The organism is Massilia aquatica, assembly GCF_011682045.1.
In the GTDB taxonomy this organism is placed as follows: Bacteria; Pseudomonadota; Gammaproteobacteria; order Burkholderiales; family Burkholderiaceae_D; genus Telluria_A; species Telluria_A aquatica.
This window is the reverse complement of record NZ_VVIW01000004.1, coordinates 386,144-407,763: the sequence shown is the minus strand read 5'-3', so window position 1 is coordinate 407,763 and position 21,620 is coordinate 386,144. Positions and strand designations below refer to the sequence as shown.

The following is a 21,620-nucleotide window of genomic DNA, read 5'->3' as shown; positions in this document are numbered from 1 at the left end:
AGCACGCTTGTGGCACTGTTATGTCGCGATCATTGCCACTTTCAGCGTGTTCCATCGACAACGTTGGCGACAGTAGCATCGTGTCCCCCGCTTAGGCCACTTGTCGCATATGGATATGAGTAATATTACAAGTCACTGATTTGTATGATAAAACTTTATTTTGGCCGGCTGAGCTTGCAACATAACTTTACAAATGCCGGCGCCCGCGCAGCGCCGGTTTTCACTGTGCGGACGAGTGCCATCGCGGGGTGGAAACGGATGACCCGGCCTGCAACAAAACGAAACAGTTCGCAAACTAACTTTGCATAGTGCTGTAGTAAAATTACATTTTGCGTGTGGAATTTTCGTTATACACTGTTCCGCAAACAGGAGAGCGTGATAGAGGCGCAAGCGACAACCGACAACGTCCCCCAGCAGAGAAGCGCCCGCAAGGAGGGGCGCGGCAAGCGCCTGATGGCGCTGTTGGCGCTGGCCATGCCCTTGCTGACGGCAGCCGCGCCCAAAACCGCTCCCGCGGCCGCCACGCCATCGGGCGCCGCGCCAGCTGATTCCCTGCAAGTACTGCACTGGTGGCAGTCCGCCAGCGAGCGGCGCGCGGTCGACCTGCTGGCCGAGCGCCTGGGCCAGCAAGGCGTCGCATGGCGCGACACGATGGTGCCGGGCGGCTCGGGCATCGGGGCCGGGATCGTGCTGCGCAGCCGGGTGCTGGCCAAGGATGCGCCCGAAGTCGCCCAGCTCAACGGCATCGTGGTGCGCGACTGGGCCCGCCTCGGGTTGCTGACCGACCTCGATCAGGTGGCCGCGCGCGGCAACTGGGATCGCCAGTTGTTGCCCGGTGTTGCGGCCCTGATCCGGCCAGGCCAGCATGTGGTGGCGGCCCCGCTCGGCATCCACCGTATTAACATCCTGTTTCACAACCGCGCCCTGTTCGCCCGCCACGGGCTGGCCGCGCCGTCGACCTGGCCCGAGTTCGAGCGCGCCGCCGAGGTCTTGCAGCGCGCCGGGGTCACGCCGCTGGCGCAAAGCAGCGAACCGTGGCAGGTCGCCACCCTGTTCGAAACGCTGGTGCTGGCCGAGGGCGGAGCGGTGTATTTCCGCCAGTTGTTCCAGCAGCGCGAGCCGGCCGCGTTCACCGATCCGCGCCTGGGCCGGGCGCTGGCCCGCCTGCGCGCCCTTAAAAGATGGATGGGTTCGCCCGTGCGCGAGTTGACCTGGGCCGAAGAAGCGCGCAAGCTCGCTGAAGGCAGCGCCGCCATGCTGGTCATGGGCGACTGGGCCAAGGGCGAACTGAACGCGCTGGGCTTGAACAGCGAGCGCGATTTCGGCTGCGGCGCCGTGCCGGGCACCGCCGCCTTTCACCTGTACACCGTCGACACGCTGAGCATGCTGGCCGCGCACCCGGCCCAGCGTGGCGCCCAGGAAACCCTGGCGGCGATGGTCATGCAAGCGGCCGTGCAGCGCGATTACAGCCGTGTCAAGGGCTCGGTGCCGGTGCTGCGCGCCCCCGACCTGGGCGCCATGGATGGCTGCGCTCGCGCATCATGGACCCTGTTCGCCAGCTCGGCGGCGGTGCACGCGCCGAGCATGGCGCACCGCATGGCCACCGACGAAACCGCACGCGACGCCATGGTGGCCGAGCTGCACCGCTTTTTTCTTAACGAAAGGGTCGCCGTTGCCGACACCCAGCGCCGTTTGGGCGTGATCGGCCGCCGCCCGCAAGACAGGTAACCGACTTACACCATGCGAAACATCCTTATCGTGGACGATGACCAGAAGATCAGGACGCTGCTCAAAACCTACCTGGAAAAGAACCAGTACTCGGTCACCCTGGCCCACAACGGCGCGTCCTTCTTCACCGAATTTAACCGCAGCGTGGACACCCTGTCGCTGGTGATCCTCGACGTCATGCTGCCCGACACCGACGGCTTCGCCCTGTGCCAGGCGGTGCGGCGGCGCTCGAACGTGCCGATCATCATGCTCACCGCCAGTTCCGACGAAGCCGACCGCGTGGTCGGGCTGGAACTCGGGGCCGATGACTATATTTCCAAGCCGCATAGTCCGCGCGAATTGCTGGCGCGCATCAAGGCGATCCACCGCCGCACCGGCATGGAAGCGGCCGCGCCGCCGCGCTATCACCGTTTCGGCGGCTTCACCATCGACGTGGTCGAGCGCAGCGCGGTGGACCACAACGGTACGCCGGTGGTGTTGTCGGGGCTGGACTTTCAGCTGCTCAAGTATTTCATCGACCATGCCGGCGAAATCCTCGACCGCAGCGTGCTGTGCGAAGCCACGCGCGGGCGCGACGCCGGGCCGTTCGACCGCTTTCTCGATGTCCAGATCAGCCGCCTGCGCCTGCGCTTCAACGATTGCGGCAAGCAACCCTGGCTGATCAAGACCGTGCGCGGGGCCGGCTACGTGTTTGCCGCGAGCGTGTCGAGCAGCCATGAATAAGCGCCCCGGCGGCTGGGCGCGCTGCCTGCCGCAATCGCTGCTCGGACGCTTGACCCTGCTGATGGTGGCCGGCGTCATGCTGACCCAGCTGGCCGGCAACTACATCTGGGCCAGCCAGCGCCGCGCCGAGTCGCAGGTCGAAGTGGCTAACGCCGCCCAGCAGCTCGGCCACAGCGCCGCCAGCGCGGTGCGCTTTTTCGTCAGCCTGCCGCCCAACTACCGGCCCTTGATCATCCAGCAGTTCGGCGAAATGGGCGGGACGCGTTTTTTCGTGAACCTGAACCGCAAGCCGGTGGCGGCCGAAAGCATCGGGCCGCAGCCGCTGGCCGACATTGCGATCGCCACCGTGCAATCGACCCTGCACGCCGACCTGCCCAACCACGCCAACGTGCGCGTGGCGTTCGTGTGGCCCGAACAGCTGGTGGTGGGCGACGACGGCACGCGCCTGTCGGCCCTGCCCGAAAACCGGGTGCGCCAGATCATGCTGGCCAAGCCGGCCCCGGTGCTGCTGATGCAGGTCGAAATGGAACCGGGCCACTGGCTGTACCTGGCCACCCTGATGCCTAGTCCGTATTTTCTCGACAGCGGTAAACTCTTTACGCGCGACCATCTGCTGCTGCACGCGCTGTCCTTGCTGGCGGTGGTGATGCTGTCGATTCCCGTGGTGCGCTGGACCACGCGCCCGCTCGCGGCCCTGTCGGAGGCGGCGACTGCGTTTGGCAACGGCGAGCGCATGCCGGCCCTGCCGGAAACCGGCAGCCGCGAATTCGTCAATACCGCGCGCGCGTTCGGGGCCATGCGCGAGCGCATCGGGCGCTACATCGACGACCGCGAGCGCCTGTTCGTCTCCATCTCGCACGACCTGCGCACGCCCATCATGCGCCTGAAACTGCGCGCCGAGCTGCTCGACGACGCCACCCTGCGCGCCGAATTCCACGAAGATATCGACGAACTGGAAATGATGGTCAAGGGCGCGCTGCAATGCGTGAAAGACAGCGACATCCACGAAACCCCGACCGAAATCCGGCTCGACAGCTTTTTGGCGCGCATGGTGCGCGGCGCCCAGCTGGCCGGGCACGAAGTCTCGTTCGAACCGGTCGGGCTGTCGGTGACGGCCAAGCCGCTCGCGCTCAAGCGCGCCATCGGCAACCTGCTGGAAAACGCGCTGCATTACGGCGAGCGGGCCCAGATCGCGGTGCGCGCGGTCGGCTCGAGCATCCGCATCGCGGTGCGCGACCACGGCCCCGGCGTGCCGGAAGACGCGCTGGCCCAGTTGTTCGAACCGTATGTGCGGCTTGAGCACGGGCGCAAGCAAAACAGCAGCGGCATGGGGCTGGGACTGGGCATCGCGCGCGGCATCGCCCAGGCCCACGGCGGCCAGCTGCTGCTGCAAAACGCCGAAGGCGGCGGCTTTTGCGCCACCCTGGTGCTGCCCAACGGGTCCACCTCGGTGGACGCCGACTGACATAATTGTTCATCCCTGCGCTTGTCGCTACAATGCCCGCATGACCTTACCTGCTCCCGATAGCGACGCGCTGGCCGCGTCCCACGCCCTGCAAAACCTGATCGCCGTTGAGATCGCACAGCACGACGGCGCGATTTCCTTCACCCGCTTCATGGAGCTGGCCCTGTACGCGCCCGGCCTGGGCTACTACACCGGGGGCGCCTCCAAGCTTGGCGCGGCCGGCGACTTTGTGACCGCGCCCGAAATCAGTCCCCTGTTCGGGGCCGCGCTGGCGCGCGTGGTCGCGCCGATCATGGCGCAGAGCGCGCCGGCGATCCTGGAGTTTGGCGCCGGCACCGGCAAGCTGGCGCGCGACGTGCTGACCGCGCTGGCGGCCGACGGCGTGGCGGTCGAGAGCTACGCCATCATGGAACTGTCGGGCGAACTGCGCGCGCGCCAGCAGGAAGCCTTAAAGGACTTCCCGCAGGTGCGCTGGCTCGATGACTTTCCGGTGTCGTTCGAGGGCGTGGTGCTGGCCAACGAAGTGCTCGACGCCATGCCGGTGGCGCTGGTGCGCAAGGATGCCGACGGCTGGCGCGAAATGATGGTGACGGTGGAGGCGGGTGAATTCGCGTATCTGGCGCGCGTGCCCGATGCCGGGCTGGCCGCCCACATCGCGCGCCAGATTGCGGACGCTGGCGAGCTGCCGCCGGGCTACCTGACCGAAGTGCACCCCATCGCCTGCGGCTTCATGGGGTCGCTGGCGCGCATGTTCGGCAAGGGCAAGGGCGCCGCCATTCTGCTTGATTACGGTTTTCCGGCGCACGAATACTATCTGGACCAGCGCATGGCCGGCACCTTGATGTGCCACTACCGCCACCATGCCCACCCGGAGCCGTTCTACCTGCCCGGTTTGCAGGACATCACCGCCCACGTCGACTTTACCGCCATGGCGCTGGCGGCGCAGGATGGCGGGCTCGATGTGCTGGCCTACATGAACCAGGCTTCGTTCTTGCTCGGCGCCGGCATTGGCGAACTGCTGCTGGCGCGGCACGACCCGTCCGACCTGCTGCGCTACCTGCCGCAGTCGATTGCCCTGCAAAAGCTGGTCTCGCCCTCCGAAATGGGCGAATTGTTCAAGGTGCTGGTGGTCGGCAGCGGCGTGGCCCTGCCGGACGCGCTGGCGCGGGCCGACCGCAGCCATCGACTGTAGAATATCTGGCAACTTGCAGTGCGGCTACAATACGCACTTCCAGTTACGCCGGGCGGGCTTGCCGGCGTGACCACATCGGCTATCATGGACGACCGCGCGCTTCCCCAACCTGACAACAATGGCCAAGATCCACACACATTATGACAACCTGAAGGTGGCGCGCCTGGCGCCGCAGGAAGTCATTCGTGCCGCCTACAAGGCCTTGAGCCAGAAGTACCATCCCGACAAGAACCCCGGCGACGACAAGGCCGCGCGCATCATGGCGATCCTCAACAGCGCCTACGGCACCTTGTCGGACCCGGTGCGGCGCAAGGAACACGACGAATGGATCGCGGCCGAGGAATGGGAAATCGAATGGCTCGAAAGCACCCGCGAGGAAGGGCGCGAGAAGTCGCGCGCCGAGGCCGCGTCCGGGTGGGACGGGGCGCCGGTCGAGGTGCTCAAGCCATACCGGGCCGTGCGCGACCCGCGCTGGTGGTTCGGGCTGATGCTGTGTTTCGGCCTCGGCTGCGCGGCCGGCGCGTTTTTCCTGAGCCAGGACCGGGTGGTGCCGGTGGCGCTGGCGTCGGCCCTGGGCACGCAGCGCAGCGCGGCGTCGACCCCAGCCCCGGCGCGCAGCGAGGCGCCGCCCGACGCGCGCGCCGACAGCTGGGCCGTGGCCAAGCCGCATGTGGCCGACGCCGGCACCCGTGCGCCCGATGTGCGGGCGCTCGGCGTGACCGAACTGGTGGTGCCGGCGCGGGTGGCCGACTGCGAGACCGAACTGCATTCCCTGATCGCGCCCAACGGCGAGCCGTGGCCGGTGCAGTCGGGCTATGTGGATGGCTTTCCGATCGGTAACCAGGGGCCGGAAACCCAGATCAGCATCGACAACACGCGCAACGGCTCGCCGGTGCTGGTCAAGATTTTCGACCTGGACCGGCGCTCGAACGTGCGCCATGTCTACGTGCTGGCGCGCGACACCTTCCTGGTTGACCGCCTGGCGGCGGGCAAGTACGAGGTGCGCTACCAGAATGTGGACGTGGGCGGCAGCCAGGCCGAATGCGTGGGGCGGCGCAAGCAGGCGGCGGCACGTTCTTCAGAACCGGGTTAAGCCGGATTTTTTTCATTCCGGGTACGCCCGGACTTGCCTGGATGTCCTCATGACCGTAATGCGAACGATTTTTTTGCTGGCGCTGGCCGCCGGCGCCATGCCCGCCGCCGCACAGGACGGTACGCGCAGCAAGCAGTATCAGCGCTGCATGGACAAGGCGGTCAGCAACCCGGCGATCATGGAATGCATCGCCGTGCAGTACGACACCGAGGACAAGCGCCTCAATGTCGCGTATCGCGCGCTGATGGCGCGCCTGCAGGGCGAGCGCAAGCAGCAGCTGCAGGACGCCCAGCGGCTGTGGCTGAAATACGCCGAGGCGAACTGCGTGTTCTATCACGATCCCGACGGCGGCACGGCGGCGGTCCTGTTGGCCGAGGAGTGTTCAATGAGCGCCCGCGCGGCGCGCGCGACCGAGCTGGAAAACCTGGCGCGGGTGCGCTGACTCACAGCGCACGGCCGTGCAACAGATCACCGAAGCGCGCCAACTGGTCGAGCAGGCCTGGCAGCGCCTGGAACACTGGGACCGCGACATGGACGCGGCCCAGGCGCTGTTCGGCGCCAGCGCCAGGATGCAGCCTTGCGCCATCACCTGGGCCGCCTACTTCGATCCGCATGCAACCTGAACCGCGCCGCCTGCTGATATTCGACCTCGACGAAACGCTGGTGCACGCCAGCGAGTTTGCGCTCGCCCATCCCTGCGACTTCGAGGTGGCGCCGTATTTGGTGTACTAGCGCCCGTTTGCGCGTGAACTGATCGAGTTGGCCGCCGCGCGCTTCGACCTGGCGGTGTGGTCGTCGTCGAGCGCGGCGTATGTGGCGGCGGTGGTGGAACGCTTGTTCGCCGGCGTGCCGCTGCGCTTCGCCTGGTCGGCGCAACAATGCGTACAGCGTGTCGATGTGCGCAGCAACAGCTACGTGTACATCAAGGATTTGCGCAAGGCGCAGAAGTTCGGCTACCCGCTCGAGCGCATGACCATCATCGATGACAGTCCCGAGAAGATTTGCAGGCAGCCGCGCTGCCACCTGGCTGTGGCGCCGTTCACGGGCGCGCGCGACGACGTGGCGCTGCTGGGGTTGCGGCAAGTCCTGCAGCTTGCTTGATTGCCAGGGATTGGGCGTAGCCGGGTTGGGCCGCCGACCGTTTGACCATCCCGCTACGATGCGACTGGAATGTTAAATCCGGGTATCATCGCGGCTTGGGCGAATGAACTTTCATCAACGTTGCATTGATTTCGTCGGTGCAAGAAAGCAACATTCTGGCAACGCGGTATGCGAATCGCTATAAAGGAGAACATTTTGGAATTCTTGGGTTATCACGGAACAAACGAAAAATCGGCGCGCAGCATCCTCACTGAAGGGGTGCAGGCGCGCTTTCTGCCGCCGATGGGACAAATCGGGCGCGGATTCTATCTGGCTAAAATGAACGGGACGCTGCCGCAGTGGGGGGCCGAGACCGTCACGTTTGGAGCGCGCAGCAAGCTTTCCTATTTTCAGCGCATGGTCGTGTATCTGTCCGGTAGCTACAACAACAGGTTCATCGACGATGCCGCCAAGTCGACGATCCTGAAAATCTACTCCACCCGGCCGTTGCGCGGGGTTCAATGGTCGATCATGAATGAACCGTCGCTTCAGTCGATTCGCTGGACCGAGGGAGGATCCCAAGGGCACATTGAGTCCGGTAGCCGCTGGCTGCAAATGGTGGTGCCATTTGAAGAACTGCAATATCTTCGGGCAGTACGCCATGACGGGAACCTTGAATCGTCCAACAGCTGGCTCGCCAGGGAAAGCCACGTTCCCGCTTCCGATCAACCGATTGACCGTCGCATGGGAAAAGTCGTGCCACTGACACGGCGTCATTCCGTGGGGTAGTGGCGTTTCGGGTTCTGTGGCATTAGCGCAGCCCTGGCCGGCGTCGACGAAGGATCTTAGTGCGACACTTCCCTGATCATCTCGGCGAGCTCCTTATTGCGCTGCTTGGTCAGCGCGTACAAACACGACGAGTGGACCAGCGGCTGCATGCTGCCGCCTTCATACCTGTCCGCCTCGTAATTGCATTGCAGGTCGCGAAATTTGATCCAGGCCAGTTGCACGGCCTTGATCTGGGCTTTTTCCTGCGCGTCCACCTTGCCCGTCAGTTCCTTGTAGTTCTTGTTCAGGAGCGCATCTTCGCGTCCGGCATCCTTGGCGGAACACCTGTTCATGTCGTATTGCGACATCGGGTCCTTGCAGTCGTCGGCCGCCGCTGCCGCTGCCGGATTGATCGTGGCGATGGCGGCGAGGAGGCCCACGCAAAGGGCGCGCACTGGAAATGTCATGGTGTCTTTTAAAAATTGGCTGAAAAGAAATCGTATCACGTCCGCCATCGCACCGGCCGCCAGCCCGGCAAGGTAGGATGTGCGGCTTGTGTCCGGCTGCGACACGCTGATGGGAAATGTGCATGAAACTCGATACCGCATTGAAGAACTTTGCCAGCGCTTTCGCAGCGGGCCCTGATAATTTCGGAACCGTTCAGCACCGGGCGCCCCAGCCGGTCGCTGCACCGATTCCCCTTGGCGCGGTCCTGACGCAGTACTACGCCAAACTGGCGATCGGAGACAAGGCGCAGGTATCCGGTGCGCTTCTCTTGCATCTGTTTGCGCTCGACAGGATCGACAGCGCCCAGCACGGGTGGCGCTGGATCGGCGCCAAAGACGGTTCGGTGACGGAAAACCCGCGCTGGAACCGGGATTGGGTTGTCATCGCGGACCATCATGGCGACGCCATCATCGTCGACGACAGCAGCGCCGGCGGTACGGTCTTTGGGGCCATTGGTTCGCATCACTTCAAGATCGCCGACGACCTGGCCGGCTTTTTGCAGGCCATGGCCGAGGCAATGCTGGTGGAGGTTGAAACGTATGACTACGAGGTGTACGACGACGATGACAACCCGCTGCCGGTCTTTCTCGATGAGATAAGTGCGATCGCAAGGCGCGTGCTCGGCCCTGATGGCGAAGCGGGCTTCATGGCGTTCTTTTTCGGTTAAGCACCGACTGCGTATGACACTCGACACCGCATTACATCACTTTGCCGCAGCCTTCGCCGCCGGTCCGGACAATGCCGGCACCGTTCGCTACCACGCGCCCGAGGCCATCGTCGAACCGATTCCGCTTGGGCCCATCGTGAGGGAGTATTACGCGCGCATGTTGCTGGGGGGCAGGCCGATGGTCGCAGGGATACTCATCCTGGACCTGATTAACCTCGATGACCTGGAGACGATCCAGCATGAGTGGGGATGGATGCGCGACAAAAGCGGCCGCGAGGTGATCGACCCCACTTGGAACCACGACCGGATCGTCATTGCCTATCGCCATGGCGATGCGGTCTCGGTCGACGGCGGCACGCCGGGCGGCGTTGTCCACGGCCACATTGGTTCCTGCACCTGCAAAATCGCCAATGACCTGGCCAGCTTCTTCCAGGCTATGGCCGAGGCGATGCTGGTCGAGGCGCACACCTATGACTACGAGGTGCGCGACGAGGATTGCACCCCGCTGCCCGCCTTTCTCGACGATATGCGCGCCATCGCCCGCCGCGTGCTCGGCGCGGAGTGCGAAGCGGGCTTCATGGAATTCTTTTTCGGCTGAGCGCGCGGCCGCCGGCGGATCAGCTCGCCAGCGACTCGATCAGCCCCATGTCGGCGGACGACATCAGCTTGTCGATATCGACCAGAATCAGCATGCGCTGGTCGATCGTGCCCAGCCCGATCAGGTAATCCGAGCCGAACGCGGTGCCCATTTCCGGCGCCGGCTTGACTTGCTCGGGGGTGAGGGTGGTCACGTCGCTGACGCTGTCGACCACCATGCCCATCACGCGCCCGGCGATGTTGAGGATGATGACCACGGTGAACTGGTCGTATACCGGCGTGCCCAGGTTGAACTTGATGCGCATGTCGACCACGGGAATGATGATGCCGCGCAGGTTGATCACGCCCTTGATGAACTCCGGCGCGTTGGCGATCCGCGTTACCGCCTCATAGCCGCGGATTTCCTGTACCTTGAGGATGTCGATCCCGTATTCTTCCGAGCCGAGCGTGAACGCCAAAAACTCGTGGCCCGCGATGTCCTTGCCGGATGGCCCGCCACCGGCTACAGTCGAAGAAGGAACTTGCATAAGTGATCCTTGTCAAAGCGGCGGCCCCGGCGGACGCCTGTGCTTTCCAAGAGTAGCAGATGCGGCGCCAAATGACGAGCGGTGCTGTTGCCAGCTCGCAAAATATGAATGCGGTCGTGCTCGACTTGGACAAAACATTGTTTATAATTTGATTGGTAAAAAACCGATAGTGCAGATGTCACAGTCGCACTGTTTACTGATAGTTAAGGCCGGGCAAAAACTAGCTGTGTTGTTTCGCATCGCGCACGACGCCCCGCGCACGGGGCCCCTCATGAAGTTTGTCTGGAGCCTGTATGACCGACCCCTCAGATACATCGGACGCCTCGGACGCCTCGGACGATAACTGGCTGCTCGACGAAGACGACGAGTCCGGCGGCGCCGCCAGCAGCGCCCCGATCGACCAGCGCCTGTGGCGCGTGCTGATCGTCGACGATGATGTCGATGTGCACGCGGTCACCCGGCTGGCGCTGCGCAACGTGGCCTTCAAAGGGCGCGAACTCGAACTGTTTTCCGCCTACAGCGGGGCCGAGGGTTTCCGCATCCTGCGCGACACGCCCGACATCGCCCTGGTCCTGCTCGACGTGGTCATGGAAACCGATGACGCCGGCCTGATCCTGGCGCGCCGCATCCGCGAAGAACTCAACAACCAGCTCGTGCGCGTGGTGCTGCGCACCGGCCAGCCGGGCCAGGCGCCCGAGCAGCGCGTGATCATCGAATACGATATCAACGACTACAAGGCCAAGACCGAGCTGACCACGCAGAAACTGTTTACGACCGTCATCTCTGCCCTGCGCGCCTACGAGAGCCTGATGATGCTCGAACGCAGCCGCATCGGCCTGGGCAAGATCCTGGCCGGCGCCACCAACCTGTACCAGATCCATTCCCTGCGCGAATTCGCCTCGGGCGTGCTGAACCAGGTCAGCGCGATCCTCGACGTCGGCGCCGACGGCGTGCTGTGCGTGATGTCGGCCGTCACCGGCGGGCCGACCGTGGTGGCCGCCACCGGCCACTACACGGCGCTGGCCGACAGCGAGGCGCTGCCGCCCGACCATCCCCTGATGCCGGCGATTGCCAAGGCCTTCCGCGAAAAGCAGAGCCAGTTCGAGCATCCGGCCAACGTGCTCTACATCCATACCCAGGAAGAACGCCAGCTGTGCATCTCGGTCACGCCGCCGTGGCCGCTGGCGCCGATCCAGCGCGACTTGCTGGAAGTGTTTTGCCAGCGCATCGCCGCCGCCTTCGACAACCTGTACATGTTCGGCCAACTGCGGCGCGCCCAGGAAGCGACCGTGGTGGCGCTGGCCGACCTGGCCGAATTCCGCGACCATGGCACCGGCGGCCATGTGCGCCGGGTGCAGGACTTGTCGTCGCGCATCGCGCAGCGCATGAAGCAGCGCGGCGTGGACGATCCGGGCCTGACCCCGCAATTGCTCGAAATGATCGGCCTGGCCAGCATTTTGCATGACGTGGGCAAGGTGTCCACGCCCGACCAGGTGCTGCTCAAGCCGGCCGCCCACACGCCCGAGGAACGGCGCGTGATGCAGACCCATGCCCAGATCGGCCGTTCGATCCTGGAGCGCGCCGCCAGCATGGTCGATGGGGTCAGCTACCTGACCTACGGCGCCCAGATCGCCGGCGCCCACCACGAGCATTTCGACGGCGGCGGCTATCCCGAGGGCCTGGCCGGACGCGCCATTCCGCTGGCGGCGCGCATCGTGGCCGTGGTCGACGTGTTCGACGCGCTGCTGCACCGGCGCCCGTACAAGGAACCGTGGCCGTATCCGGACGTGGTCAGCTACATCGGCGAGCGCAGCGGGACCCAGTTCGACCCCGAGGTGGTGGCCGCCCTGCTGTCGATCATCGAGAGCGCCCCGCCGATGCTGGTCGACGTCGAGGACGATTGATTCGCACCCGTGGCGGGGGACGGTGTCGTATTCCTGCTGCGGTTTCGCCGTTCTGTAAGGCGGAATTCAACTATTTCCTTCCTCTGCCGTAATATACTGAGACCCAGCGTGCCGACTTACTTAGCGGACCCATGGACCGCCACAAGCTGATCGGAAAAACAAGAGATGAACGAACTCGAGGGACTGACAGCGTTGATTGTGGAGCCGCATGCGGGCATGCGCGCCAGCATCCACAACATGCTGACCCTGTGCGGCCTGACCAGGATCGACCATGCCGCCAGTTCCAACGCCGCCATCAAGCACCTGGGCCTGAAAACGTTCGACGTGGTGCTGTGCGAATACGACCTGGAGGGTGGCCAGGATGGCCAGCAGTTGCTGGAAGACTTGCGCCACCATCAGCTGATGACCCTCTCGACCATGTTCATCATGGTCACCGCCGAAGGCAATTACAGCAAGGTGGTCAGCGCGGCCGAACTGGCGCCCACCGATTACATCCTGAAACCGTTCACGGCCGACCTGTTGTTGGAGCGCATCGGGCGCGCGCTCGAGAAGCGCAATGTGTTCATGCCGGTGTATCAACTGATGGATTCCGGCAACCAGCGCGACGCGATCGACGCCTGCATCGACGGCATGCGCCAGCACCCGCGCTACGCGGTCGATTTCCTGCGCCTGCGCGCCGAGCTGCACCTGTTCCTGGGCGAGCCGGAGCTGGCCGAACCGATCTACCAGCAACTGTTCGATGCCAGGGCCATCGCCTGGGCCCGGCTCGGCCTGGCCAAGACCCTGTTCCTGCGCGAGCGCTTCGACGAAGCCAGGGAGATCCTGACGTCGCTGGTCGAGAGCAACAAGAAATTTGTCGACGCCTACGACTGGCTGGCGCGCACCCACGCCGCCATTGGTGAGCTGGACAAGTCGCAGGCGGTCCTCTCCGACGCGGTGGCGGTGTCGCCGCATGCGGTGCGCCGTCTGCGTAAACTGGGCGAGGTGGCGCTGGAAACGGGCGACACCGAGACCGCCGAGAAAGTGCTCAAGCAAGTGGTGAGCAAGGCCAAGTATTCGACCTTCCGCGATCCGGAAGACCACCTCAAGCTGGTGCAGACCCTGGTCAGGAGGGGCGACCCGGTGCAGGCGGCGGCCGTGATCCGCGATCTCGACAAGTCGATGGGCGGGCAAAAGAACACGGCCGTGTGCAGCGCCATTTCGTCGGCCATGGTGCATGAGTACACCGGCAACGATGTGCGGCTGGAAGAGTCGCTCTCCGCCGCGCTGAGCGCCTGCCGCCTGACCAGCGGGCTCTCGCCCGAGGTCAAGATGGAGCTGGCGCGCAACTGTTTGCAAAACAATATGGAAGCCGGCGCGGCCGAGGTCATGAGCGAGGTGATGCGCAACGCCGCCAATGGCGCCGTCATGGCCAAGGCGATGGCGGTGTTCGAAGAGGCCGGGCGCACCGACCTGGCGCTGTCGGTGGCGCACGAGAGCCGCCAGGCCGTGGTCGACCTGGTGGCGGCCGGCGCGGCCAGGGCCAACGAGGGCGACTACCGCGGCTCGGTCGAGCTGATGTTAGAGGCGGTCGGCAAGCTGCCGGACAACCCGCAAGTGGTGTTCAACGCCGCCGTCGCCGTGCTCAAGTGCCTGGAAAACCTCGGCTGGGACGAACTGCTGGCCCAGAATGCGCTGGCGCTGATCGACAATGTGCGCCGGCTCGATCCGGTCAACCCCAAATTGCCGGCCCTGGCCGGCCTGCATCAGCAGATCCTGACCAAATACGACAAAGGCGCGCGCAAGAAAGCCAGCGCGCCGGCCTGATCGTCACTTCCTCCGATTGCCCATGCCCAGCGTTTCTCCTCCTCCGGTTCTGCCCGCTTACGCCGACGGCGACACGCGCCGCGTGCGCGCCTCCCTGATCCACAAGGTCTGCGGCGACGAAGACATGTTCGCCCTGGGCGCCTCGGTGGCGCGCGTGGTCGAGATGGCCTCGTCCGACGACGAGGGCACGCACGACCTGGCCTATTACGTGCTGTCGGACGTGGCCCTGACCCAGCGCATCCTGCGTTTGTCCAACACGCCGACCTACCGCACCAAGTCCGGCACCACCGTCACCACGATTTCGCGCGCCATCTCGCTGCTCGGCTTCGACAATGTGCGCACCACCGCGCTGGCGATGCTGCTGGTGGACGCCTTGTCGAACAGCGCCCACGCCACCAGCGTGCGCATCGAGCTCGAAGCGGCCCTGTGCGCCAGCCTGGTGGGGCGCGAAATGGCGCGTCACAGCTTTTACCAGGGCGCCGAGGAAGCCTCGATCGGGGCCTTGTTCAAGAACCTGGGACCGCTGCTGGTGGCCTCGCACGAGCACGACCGCTATCGCGAGATCAACGCGCTGGTCAAGGGCGGCACCCACAGCGTGGGCCAGGCCTCGCAGATGATCCTGGGGGCGAGCTATGACGCGCTGTCGCAGGCGGTGATGGCCGAGTGGAAGATTCCGGACGTCATCGTCCGCTCGCTCAGCCCGCTGCAAGCGGGGGCGCAGAAGGTGGCGGTCAACCGCGGCGAGTGGATGCGCCAGGTGGCGTCGTTCTCGATGGAGGTCTCGCGCCTGCTGGGACGCTCCGCCAGTCCGGCCGAGAGCAAGGAGTTCCAGGCCTTGCAGCTGCGCTATGGCGTGGCCCTGAACCTGAGCGCCGACCAGATGAAGGGCTTGTTCGAGACGGTCCAGACCGAAATGACGGCGCTGCTGCGCAGCATGAACATGCAAGCCCAGCCGCGCGACGAGGAAACGGCGGATACCGGCGGCTTGCCGAATGTCTTGCTGCTGGCCACCATGGATGCGGGCGGGAGCGGGGAGGGCCAGGCCCATCCGAGCGGCAAGCCGCACAATGCGCGCGAGTTGCTGCTGGGCGGGGTGCAGGATGTGACGCAGCTGCGCGCCGGCGGCGACGCCAAGGTCAACGATGTGATCCTGGCGGTGCTGGAGACTTTGTACAAGAGCATGGGATTCCGCTTCGCCACGGTGTGCCTGAAAGATGCGCGCAGCGGCCAGTACCGGGCGCGGCTGGCGTTCGGGGAGGATCACGCGCGTCTGCAGGCGGGCTTTGCCTTTCCGATGGGCGCCGCGCGCGATTTGTTCCATCTGGCCATGGAAAACGATGCCGACCTGATGATTGCGGACGCGGCCAGCCCGAAGATCCGCGATTTGCTGCCGGCCTGGCACCGGTCGCTGCTGCCCGACGCCAGGAGCTTCATCGTGCTGCCGCTGGTGGTGAGCAAGGTGCAGGTGGGCCTGTTCTACGCCGACCGCGCGGTCACGGCGCCGGAGGGCGTGCCGCCCGATGAAACCTCGCTGATCAAGGCCCTGAAAGGGCAGGTGCTGCTGGCGCTGGCGCCGTAGTGCTGTAGTTGCCGCCGCTGCCGTTGGCCGATGCGCCTGGCCGCGAACCGTAGAGCCGTCTCCCCCGCGCAGGCGGGGGTCTATAGCACCTATGATTCAAGGTGGTATGGGCCCCCGCCTGCGCGGGGGAGACGACTATTAACGCCGCGCACATCACCCCCTCCAAAAAAAGATTTCACCTTTTTTCGCCAAACCCTTGCACATCCCGATATCTTCCCGCTACAATCACGCCCCGAAGCAAGACACTCAGTGAGACAGCAGAAAGCACCCTGCAAATAACATTGACAGCATGTTGATCTTGCTTCATACTCTGCGGTTCCTCGCGGAGGGGTGGCCGAGTGGTTAAAGGCGACAGACTGTAAATCTGTTCTCTATGAGTACGCTGGTTCGAATCCAGCCCCCTCCACCAAGTTGTTGCAGAAGATGTTGTAGTCGGTGAAGTAGTAACTCGCGGGTGTAGCTCAATGGTAGAGCAGAAGCCTTCCAAGCTTACGACGAGGGTTCGATTCCCTTCACCCGCTCCAGTGCTTCATGCAATGCGCGATCGGTGGCAGCAAGATCGCAAAATCGTAATACCATAATCGCCCTTTTAGCTCAGTGGTAGAGCACTCCCTTGGTAAGGGAGAGGCCACGTGTTCAATCCACGTAAAGGGCACCAGAATTCGGTGCTTCACAGCACTCGCAACACTCGCAGTATTCAATAGTCAGTCAGGCGCGTGCCTGGGCACACTCAAAAATCGTTAGGAGTCTAAAATGGCAAAAGGTAAATTCGAACGGACCAAGCCGCACGTCAACGTCGGTACCATCGGACACGTTGATCACGGCAAGACCACCCTGACGGCAGCGATCGCAACCGTTCTGTCGAAGAAATTCGGCGGCGAAGCAAAAGCATACGACCAGATCGATGCGGCACCAGAAGAAAAAGCACGCGGCATCACCATCAACACCGCCCACGTCGAGTACGAAACGGCTAACCGCCACTACGCTCACGTTGACTGCCCAGGCCACGCCGATTACATCAAGAACATGATCACCGGCGCGGCACAGATGGACGGCGCGATCCTGGTTTGCTCCGCAGCTGACGGCCCAATGCCACAGACCCGCGAGCACATCCTGCTGGCACGCCAGGTTGGCGTTCCTTACATCATCGTGTTCCTGAACAAGTGCGACCTGGTCGACGACGCAGAACTGCTGGAACTGGTTGAAATGGAAGTGCGTGAGCTCTTGTCGAAATACGAGTTCCCAGGCGACGACCTGCCAATCATCAAGGGTTCGGCACGTATGGCTCTGGAAGGCAACACCGGCGAAATGGGCGAAGTCGCGATCATGGCTCTGGCCGAAGCGCTGGACACCTACATCCCAACGCCAGAGCGCGCAATCGACGGTGCATTCCTGATGCCAGTCGAAGACGTGTTCTCGATCTCGGGTCGCGGTACCGTTGTGACCGGCCGTATCGAGCGCGGTATTGTTAAAGTCGGCGAAGAAATCGAAATCGTCGGCATTTCCGACACCGTCAAGACCACTTGCACCGGCGTGGAAATGTTCCGCAAGCTGCTGGACCAGGGTCAAGCCGGCGACAACGTTGGCCTGCTGCTGCGCGGCACCAAGCGTGAAGACGTCCAGCGTGGTCAGGTTCTGGCCAAGCCAAACTCGATCAAGCCGCACAATCACTTCACCGGTGAGATCTACGTCCTGTCGAAAGACGAAGGCGGCCGTCACACTCCGTTCTTCAACAACTATCGCCCACAGTTCTACTTCCGTACCACGGACGTGACTGGTTCGATCGAGTTGCCAGCGGACAAAGAAATGGTTATGCCAGGCGATAACGTGTCGATCACCGTCAAGCTGATCAACCCGATCGCGATGGAAGAAGGTCTGCGTTTCGCAATCCGCGAAGGTGGCCGTACCGTTGGTGCAGGTGTTGTTGCAAAGATTCTCAGCGAAGTCGCTGGTAAGTAATAGTAAGGGCGGGCCCGGACATGCGTCCGGCGCCCCGCCGAAATCAGTGATTGCCATCAGCGGCCGCACGATGGTATAATTTCTGATTCCACTGAAGTTTTACGTAGGGACGTAGCTCAATTGGCAGAGCGTCGGTCTCCAAAACCGAAGGTTGGGGGTTCGATGCCCTCCGTCCCTGCCACCGTTCTGGTGCAGGGCACCGAAAGTAAAAACGTATGTCTAATCAATCCGTGCAAACCGTCAGCACGTCAAACGACAAGTTGAAAGTCGCGCTGGCAGTGGTTGCCGCGATTGCAGGGGTCGTCGGGTTCTTCTACCTGAAAGGCCAAAGTAAACCAGCTTGGATGTGCGCTGTCGCACTCGCGGCTGGTTTAGTTTTTGCCGTCCTGCTTTTGTGGACCTCGTCCAGTGGCCGTGAGTTCCTGAGCTTCGCCAAGGAATCGGTTCGCGAAACCAAAAAAGTCGTCTGGCCCGCTCCCAAAGAAGCAATGCAGATCACCGGTATCGTGTTCGCGTTTGTGACCGTCATGGCGCTGTTCCTGTGGGGCACGGATAAGACGATTGAATTTCTGTTGTACGACGTGATCCTGGGTTGGAAATAACATGAGCGAAAATGTGCAAGATGATGCGAGCGCCGCTCCAGTGCCAGGCGAAGATGTGCCTGTGCAAGAAGCTGCCGCAGCGCTGAGCGTCCCAGTCAGTAACAAGCGCTGGTACGTTGTGCACGCTTATTCCGGCATGGAAAAAAGTGTCATGCGTGCACTGACCGAGCGCGTCGAGCGCGCCGGTATGCAAGAACAGTTCGGCCGCATCCTGGTGCCGGTCGAAGAAGTTGTCGAAGTCAAGAATGGCCAGAAGTCGGTAACCGAACGTCGTTTCTTCCCAGGCTATGTGCTGGTTGAAATGGAAATGACGGACGAAACCTGGCACCTGGTCAAGAACACCAGCAAGGTCACCGGCTTTATTGGCGGTAAGTCGAACAAGCCGACGCCGATTCCCGCGCGCGAAATCGACAAGATCATGCAGCAGATGCAAGAAGGCATCGAGAAGCCACGTCCAAAAGTGCTGTACGAAGTGGGCGAGCAGGTACGTATCAAGGATGGTCCGTTCACCGACTTCAACGGCAACGTCGAAGAAGTCAATTACGAGAAATCCAAAGTGCGCGTCTCGGTCACCATCTTCGGTCGTGCAACGCCAGTCGAACTCGAGTTCGGCCAGGTCGAAAAAGTGTAATCGGCAGCAATGCCGATGACATCCCCGCGCCAAGGCGGCACTCGGCGGGGATCCAAGTTTCAGTAAAGCGCTTAATCGGAGCGCCGCGGTGGTTTAGCGAAATCCGGTAAGAGGAGCCCTGCCATGATTGTACCGGCGGGGCGCTACTACTCAATCCAAGATAGGAGCCATCATGGCAAAGAAAATCATTGGTTTTATCAAGCTGCAAGTGCCAGCTGGTAAAGCAAACCCATCCCCACCGATTGGCCCAGCACTGGGTCAGCGCGGCCTGAACATCATGGAATTCTGCAAGGCGTTCAACGCCCAGACCCAGGGTCAAGAGCCAGGTATGCCAATTCCGGTCGTGATCACCGCGTTCGCCGACAAGTCCTTCACCTTCGTGATGAAGACGCCTCCAGCGACCTACCTGATCAAGAAATTCGCCGGCATCACCAAAGGTTCGCCAACGCCGCATACCACCAAGGTAGGCAAGCTGACCCGCGCTCAAGCTGAAGAAATCGCTAAAATCAAACAGCCGGATCTGACCGCTGCCGACATGGATGCCGCAGTGCGCATCATCGCCGGTTCCGCTCGTTCGATCGGCATCACGGTGGAGGGTCTGTAATGGCTAAGCTGTCCAAACGCGTTAAAGCAATCAAAGCCAAAGTCGACCGTAACAAGTCCTATGGTTTCGACAATGCAGTCGCTCTGGTGAAAGAATTCGCCACCGCCAAGTTCAACGAATCGATCGACGTATCGGTCCAGCTGGGCGTGGATCCTAAGAAGTCGGATCAAGTCGTGCGCGGCTCCGTCGTTCTGCCAGCAGGCACCGGCAAGACCGTTCGCGTTGCAGTATTTGCAACCGGCGACAAGGCCGAGCAAGCAAAAGCTGCCGGCGCCGACATCGTTGGTATGGAAGACCTGGCTGAGATGGTTAAAGCCGGCAACATGCCTTTCGATATCGTCATCGCTTCGCCAGATACCATGCGTATCGTTGGTACCCTGGGCCAGATCCTGGGACCACGCGGCCTGATGCCTAACCCGAAAGTCGGCACTGTTACCCCTGACGTCGCTACCGCCGTGAAAAACGCGAAAGCCGGCCAGGTCCAGTACCGTACCGACAAGGCAGGTATCATCCACGCAACGATCGGCCGTAAATCGTTCGCTGACGCTGACCTGAAAGCCAACCTGGTTGCGCTGATCGATGCACTGAACAAGGCCAAGCCAACGTCGTCGAAAGGTGTTTACCTGCGTAAGGTTGCACTGTCGTCGACCATGGGCGCCGGCGTTCGCGTCGACCAGGCTTCGCTGGCAGCTTAAGTTAAGCTAGTACTGAATTAAGTCCACGGTGCAAACCGTGGCGACTCTTTGGGATGTCCGGGTTGCGAAGCCCGGGCAGACAATCAAAGACCGTTGGGCTGATGGCAGCAGGCAGGCCGGAGGTTAATAGACCACCCAACGCAGATGGTGCACCCGAGCAAGTTTTGTTAGTCCCGCTGCGTGAATTCATCCGCTCAGTTGTACTTCTAAACGTCGGACGCCGTTGTTCGAACCGATGCAAGGCATTTGCCGCGTATCATTTTAGGAGGTTGACCGTGGGTCTCAATCTGAATGACAAAAAGGCCGTCGTCGCCGAAGTTTCCGCAAAAGTAGCAACTGCGCAAACGATCGTCGTGGCCGAATATCGTGGCATCCAGGTTGGTCACTTGACGCAACTTCGTGCCAAAGCGCGTACCCAGGGTGTGTACCTGCGTGTTCTGAAGAACACGCTGGCTCGCAAATCCGTTGAAGGTACGCAGTTTGCTAACCTGGCCGACTCGATGGTCGGTCCGCTGATCTACTCGATCTCGGATGATGCCGTTGCAGCAGCTAAAGTCATCGCTGACTTTGCTAAAACCAACGACAAACTGGTTATTACCGCAGGTAACTACGCAGGCAAACAGCTGGATAAAGCAGCTGTTGTCGCGTTGGCAAGCATTCCTAGCCGTGAAGTCCTCATCTCCCAGATCCTGGGTCTGATGTTGACGCCGGTGTCGAGCTTTGCACGTGGTCTGGCTGCCCTGGCAGCGAAAAAAGGCGAAGGCGCCGCTCCTGCCGCAGAAGAAACTGCAGCAGCAGAAGAAGCCCCAGCAGCAGCGTAATCGTTCGCGATTACCCTTGCACTTTTTTAGTCAATACCAATCTATACAACGTATTAGAGGACATCGCCGCACAGCGGCCCTGTCCTCCACAAAATAAATGGAGTTTCAAATGGCAATCAGCAAAGACGACATCCTGGCAGCAGTTGGCGAAATGTCCGTAATGGACCTGAACGACCTGGTCAAGGCATTCGAAGAAAAATTCGGCGTATCGGCAGCTGCAGTGTCGAGCGGCGGCGGCAACAACAACGCTGCTGCTGAAGTCAAAGAAGAGCAGACCGAATTCAACCTGGTTCTGGCTGATTTCGGCGCGAACAAAGTTGGCGTCATTAAAGCAGTTCGCGAAATCACCGGCCTGGGCTTGAAAGAAGCTAAAGACCTGGTTGATGGCGCACCAAAAACCGTTAAAGAAGCGATCTCGAAAGCTGACGCTGAAGCCGGCAAGAAAAAGCTGGAAGATGCTGGCGCGAAAGCCGAAATCAAGTAATAGCAACAAAGCCTTATTTGGCGTTCAGTTCTACGCCGGAGTCAAAGCTTGCGGTCCTCCCCCGAAAGGGGGAGGATGCGGCTTTGGCTCTTTTGTCGTCCCTGTCGTATAAGTAACGCTTAAGCTCTACCCAGTAGTATTCGTATTATCTTCTTATCACCTGGCATAAAGTTCGAGACTTGAGGCCT

General features: G+C 62.2%; 22 protein-coding genes, 4 tRNA genes and 1 pseudogene. 25 read left to right on the top strand and 2 right to left on the bottom strand.

Annotation, left to right across the window (positions count from 1 at the left end):
• The first annotated feature begins 375 nt into the window (after nucleotides 1-375).
• From F1609_RS10400 to F1609_RS10360, 9 genes and pseudogenes are all read left to right on the top strand, one after another.
• Nucleotides 376-1,728, top strand: coding sequence for an ABC transporter substrate-binding protein (locus F1609_RS10400; protein WP_370661614.1), 1,353 nt, complete (start codon nucleotides 376-378; stop codon nucleotides 1,726-1,728).
• 12 nt (nucleotides 1,729-1,740) lie between these two features.
• Nucleotides 1,741-2,451: a response regulator gene (locus F1609_RS10395; protein ID WP_167076350.1), complete on the top strand. Its 711-nt coding sequence runs from the start codon at nucleotides 1,741-1,743 to the stop codon at nucleotides 2,449-2,451.
• Complete coding sequence (locus F1609_RS10390; protein WP_167076349.1) at nucleotides 2,444-3,916, top strand: ATP-binding protein; 1,473 nt, start codon at nucleotides 2,444-2,446, stop codon at nucleotides 3,914-3,916. Before F1609_RS10395 ends, F1609_RS10390 begins: the two co-directional genes overlap by 8 nt.
• A gap of 40 nt (nucleotides 3,917-3,956) precedes the next feature.
• Nucleotides 3,957-5,108 carry a class I SAM-dependent methyltransferase gene (locus F1609_RS10385; RefSeq protein ID WP_167076348.1) on the top strand — a complete coding sequence of 384 codons (1,152 nt, stop codon included), beginning with the start codon at nucleotides 3,957-3,959 and terminating at the stop codon, nucleotides 5,106-5,108.
• Nucleotides 5,109-5,226: 118 nt separating this feature from the next.
• Nucleotides 5,227-6,201, top strand: coding sequence for a J domain-containing protein (locus F1609_RS10380; protein ID WP_167076347.1), 975 nt, complete (start codon nucleotides 5,227-5,229; stop codon nucleotides 6,199-6,201).
• 49 nt (nucleotides 6,202-6,250) lie between these two features.
• Entirely contained in the window at nucleotides 6,251-6,643 is a 393-nt protein-coding gene (locus F1609_RS10375; RefSeq protein ID WP_167076346.1) for a lysozyme inhibitor LprI family protein, read from the top strand.
• A gap of 16 nt (nucleotides 6,644-6,659) precedes the next feature.
• Nucleotides 6,660-6,824 (top strand): hypothetical protein, encoded by a 165-nt coding sequence (locus tag F1609_RS10370; RefSeq protein ID WP_167076345.1) that lies wholly within the window; start codon nucleotides 6,660-6,662, stop codon nucleotides 6,822-6,824.
• A gap of 121 nt (nucleotides 6,825-6,945) precedes the next feature.
• Nucleotides 6,946-7,302, top strand: a pseudogene (locus tag F1609_RS10365) (NIF family HAD-type phosphatase); the annotation flags it as partial.
• A 195-nt stretch (nucleotides 7,303-7,497) separates the two neighbouring features.
• Nucleotides 7,498-8,070 carry a hypothetical protein gene (locus F1609_RS10360; RefSeq protein WP_206752952.1) on the top strand — a complete coding sequence of 191 codons (573 nt, stop codon included), beginning with the start codon at nucleotides 7,498-7,500 and terminating at the stop codon, nucleotides 8,068-8,070.
• 56 nt (nucleotides 8,071-8,126) lie between these two features.
• Here the strand turns inward: F1609_RS10360 and F1609_RS10355 are convergent, their stop codons facing one another.
• Nucleotides 8,127-8,516 (bottom strand): lysozyme inhibitor LprI family protein, encoded by a 390-nt coding sequence (locus F1609_RS10355; protein WP_167076342.1) that lies wholly within the window; start codon nucleotides 8,514-8,516, stop codon nucleotides 8,127-8,129.
• Nucleotides 8,517-8,638: 122 nt separating this feature from the next.
• Between F1609_RS10355 and F1609_RS10350 the strand changes: the two genes are divergently transcribed.
• On the top strand, nucleotides 8,639-9,223 hold the full coding sequence (locus F1609_RS10350) for a hypothetical protein (RefSeq protein WP_167076341.1): 585 nt from the start codon (nucleotides 8,639-8,641) through the stop codon (nucleotides 9,221-9,223).
• Nucleotides 9,224-9,236: 13 nt separating this feature from the next.
• On the top strand, nucleotides 9,237-9,821 hold the full coding sequence (locus F1609_RS10345; protein ID WP_167076340.1) for a hypothetical protein: 585 nt from the start codon (nucleotides 9,237-9,239) through the stop codon (nucleotides 9,819-9,821).
• A gap of 19 nt (nucleotides 9,822-9,840) precedes the next feature.
• Here the strand turns inward: F1609_RS10345 and F1609_RS10340 are convergent, their stop codons facing one another.
• On the bottom strand, nucleotides 9,841-10,347 hold the full coding sequence (locus F1609_RS10340) for a chemotaxis protein CheW (RefSeq protein ID WP_167076339.1): 507 nt from the start codon (nucleotides 10,345-10,347) through the stop codon (nucleotides 9,841-9,843).
• Nucleotides 10,348-10,640: 293 nt separating this feature from the next.
• On the opposite strand from F1609_RS10340, the gene F1609_RS10335 reads away from it, so the two are divergent.
• From F1609_RS10335 to rplL, 14 genes are all read left to right on the top strand, one after another.
• Complete coding sequence (locus F1609_RS10335) at nucleotides 10,641-12,251, top strand: DUF3369 domain-containing protein (protein ID WP_167076338.1); 1,611 nt, start codon at nucleotides 10,641-10,643, stop codon at nucleotides 12,249-12,251.
• Nucleotides 12,252-12,416: 165 nt separating this feature from the next.
• Entirely contained in the window at nucleotides 12,417-14,057 is a 1,641-nt protein-coding gene (locus tag F1609_RS10330; RefSeq protein ID WP_167076337.1) for a response regulator, read from the top strand.
• 22 nt (nucleotides 14,058-14,079) lie between these two features.
• Entirely contained in the window at nucleotides 14,080-15,636 is a 1,557-nt protein-coding gene (locus tag F1609_RS10325; RefSeq protein ID WP_167076336.1) for an HDOD domain-containing protein, read from the top strand.
• 324 nt (nucleotides 15,637-15,960) lie between these two features.
• A tRNA-Tyr gene (locus F1609_RS10320) sits at nucleotides 15,961-16,045 on the top strand.
• Nucleotides 16,046-16,086: 41 nt separating this feature from the next.
• Nucleotides 16,087-16,160: transfer RNA gene (locus F1609_RS10315), tRNA-Gly, on the top strand.
• Nucleotides 16,161-16,219: 59 nt separating this feature from the next.
• Nucleotides 16,220-16,294 (top strand) — tRNA-Thr (locus F1609_RS10310).
• Nucleotides 16,295-16,389: 95 nt separating this feature from the next.
• A complete protein-coding gene (gene tuf, locus F1609_RS10305; protein ID WP_167076263.1) occupies nucleotides 16,390-17,595 on the top strand; it encodes an elongation factor Tu in 1,206 nt (401 codons plus the stop codon).
• 105 nt (nucleotides 17,596-17,700) lie between these two features.
• Nucleotides 17,701-17,776 (top strand) — tRNA-Trp (locus F1609_RS10300).
• Between the two features lie 34 nt (nucleotides 17,777-17,810).
• Nucleotides 17,811-18,197, top strand: a complete 387-nt coding sequence (gene secE, locus F1609_RS10295) for a preprotein translocase subunit SecE (protein ID WP_167076335.1) — start codon at nucleotides 17,811-17,813, stop codon at nucleotides 18,195-18,197.
• Nucleotide 18,198: 1 nt separating this feature from the next.
• Complete coding sequence (gene nusG / locus F1609_RS10290; protein WP_167076334.1) at nucleotides 18,199-18,828, top strand: transcription termination/antitermination protein NusG; 630 nt, start codon at nucleotides 18,199-18,201, stop codon at nucleotides 18,826-18,828.
• 172 nt (nucleotides 18,829-19,000) lie between these two features.
• Nucleotides 19,001-19,432: a 50S ribosomal protein L11 gene (gene rplK / locus F1609_RS10285; protein WP_054265745.1), complete on the top strand. Its 432-nt coding sequence runs from the start codon at nucleotides 19,001-19,003 to the stop codon at nucleotides 19,430-19,432.
• A complete protein-coding gene (gene rplA / locus F1609_RS10280) occupies nucleotides 19,432-20,127 on the top strand; it encodes a 50S ribosomal protein L1 (RefSeq protein ID WP_166880641.1) in 696 nt (231 codons plus the stop codon). The genes rplK and rplA overlap by 1 nt, the downstream gene beginning before the upstream one ends.
• 275 nt (nucleotides 20,128-20,402) lie before the next feature.
• Nucleotides 20,403-20,948, top strand: a complete 546-nt coding sequence (gene rplJ, locus F1609_RS10275) for a 50S ribosomal protein L10 (RefSeq protein WP_166898802.1) — start codon at nucleotides 20,403-20,405, stop codon at nucleotides 20,946-20,948.
• 109 nt (nucleotides 20,949-21,057) lie between these two features.
• Entirely contained in the window at nucleotides 21,058-21,432 is a 375-nt protein-coding gene (gene rplL, locus F1609_RS10270) for a 50S ribosomal protein L7/L12 (RefSeq protein WP_167076333.1), read from the top strand.
• Nucleotides 21,433-21,620 lie beyond the last annotated feature (188 nt).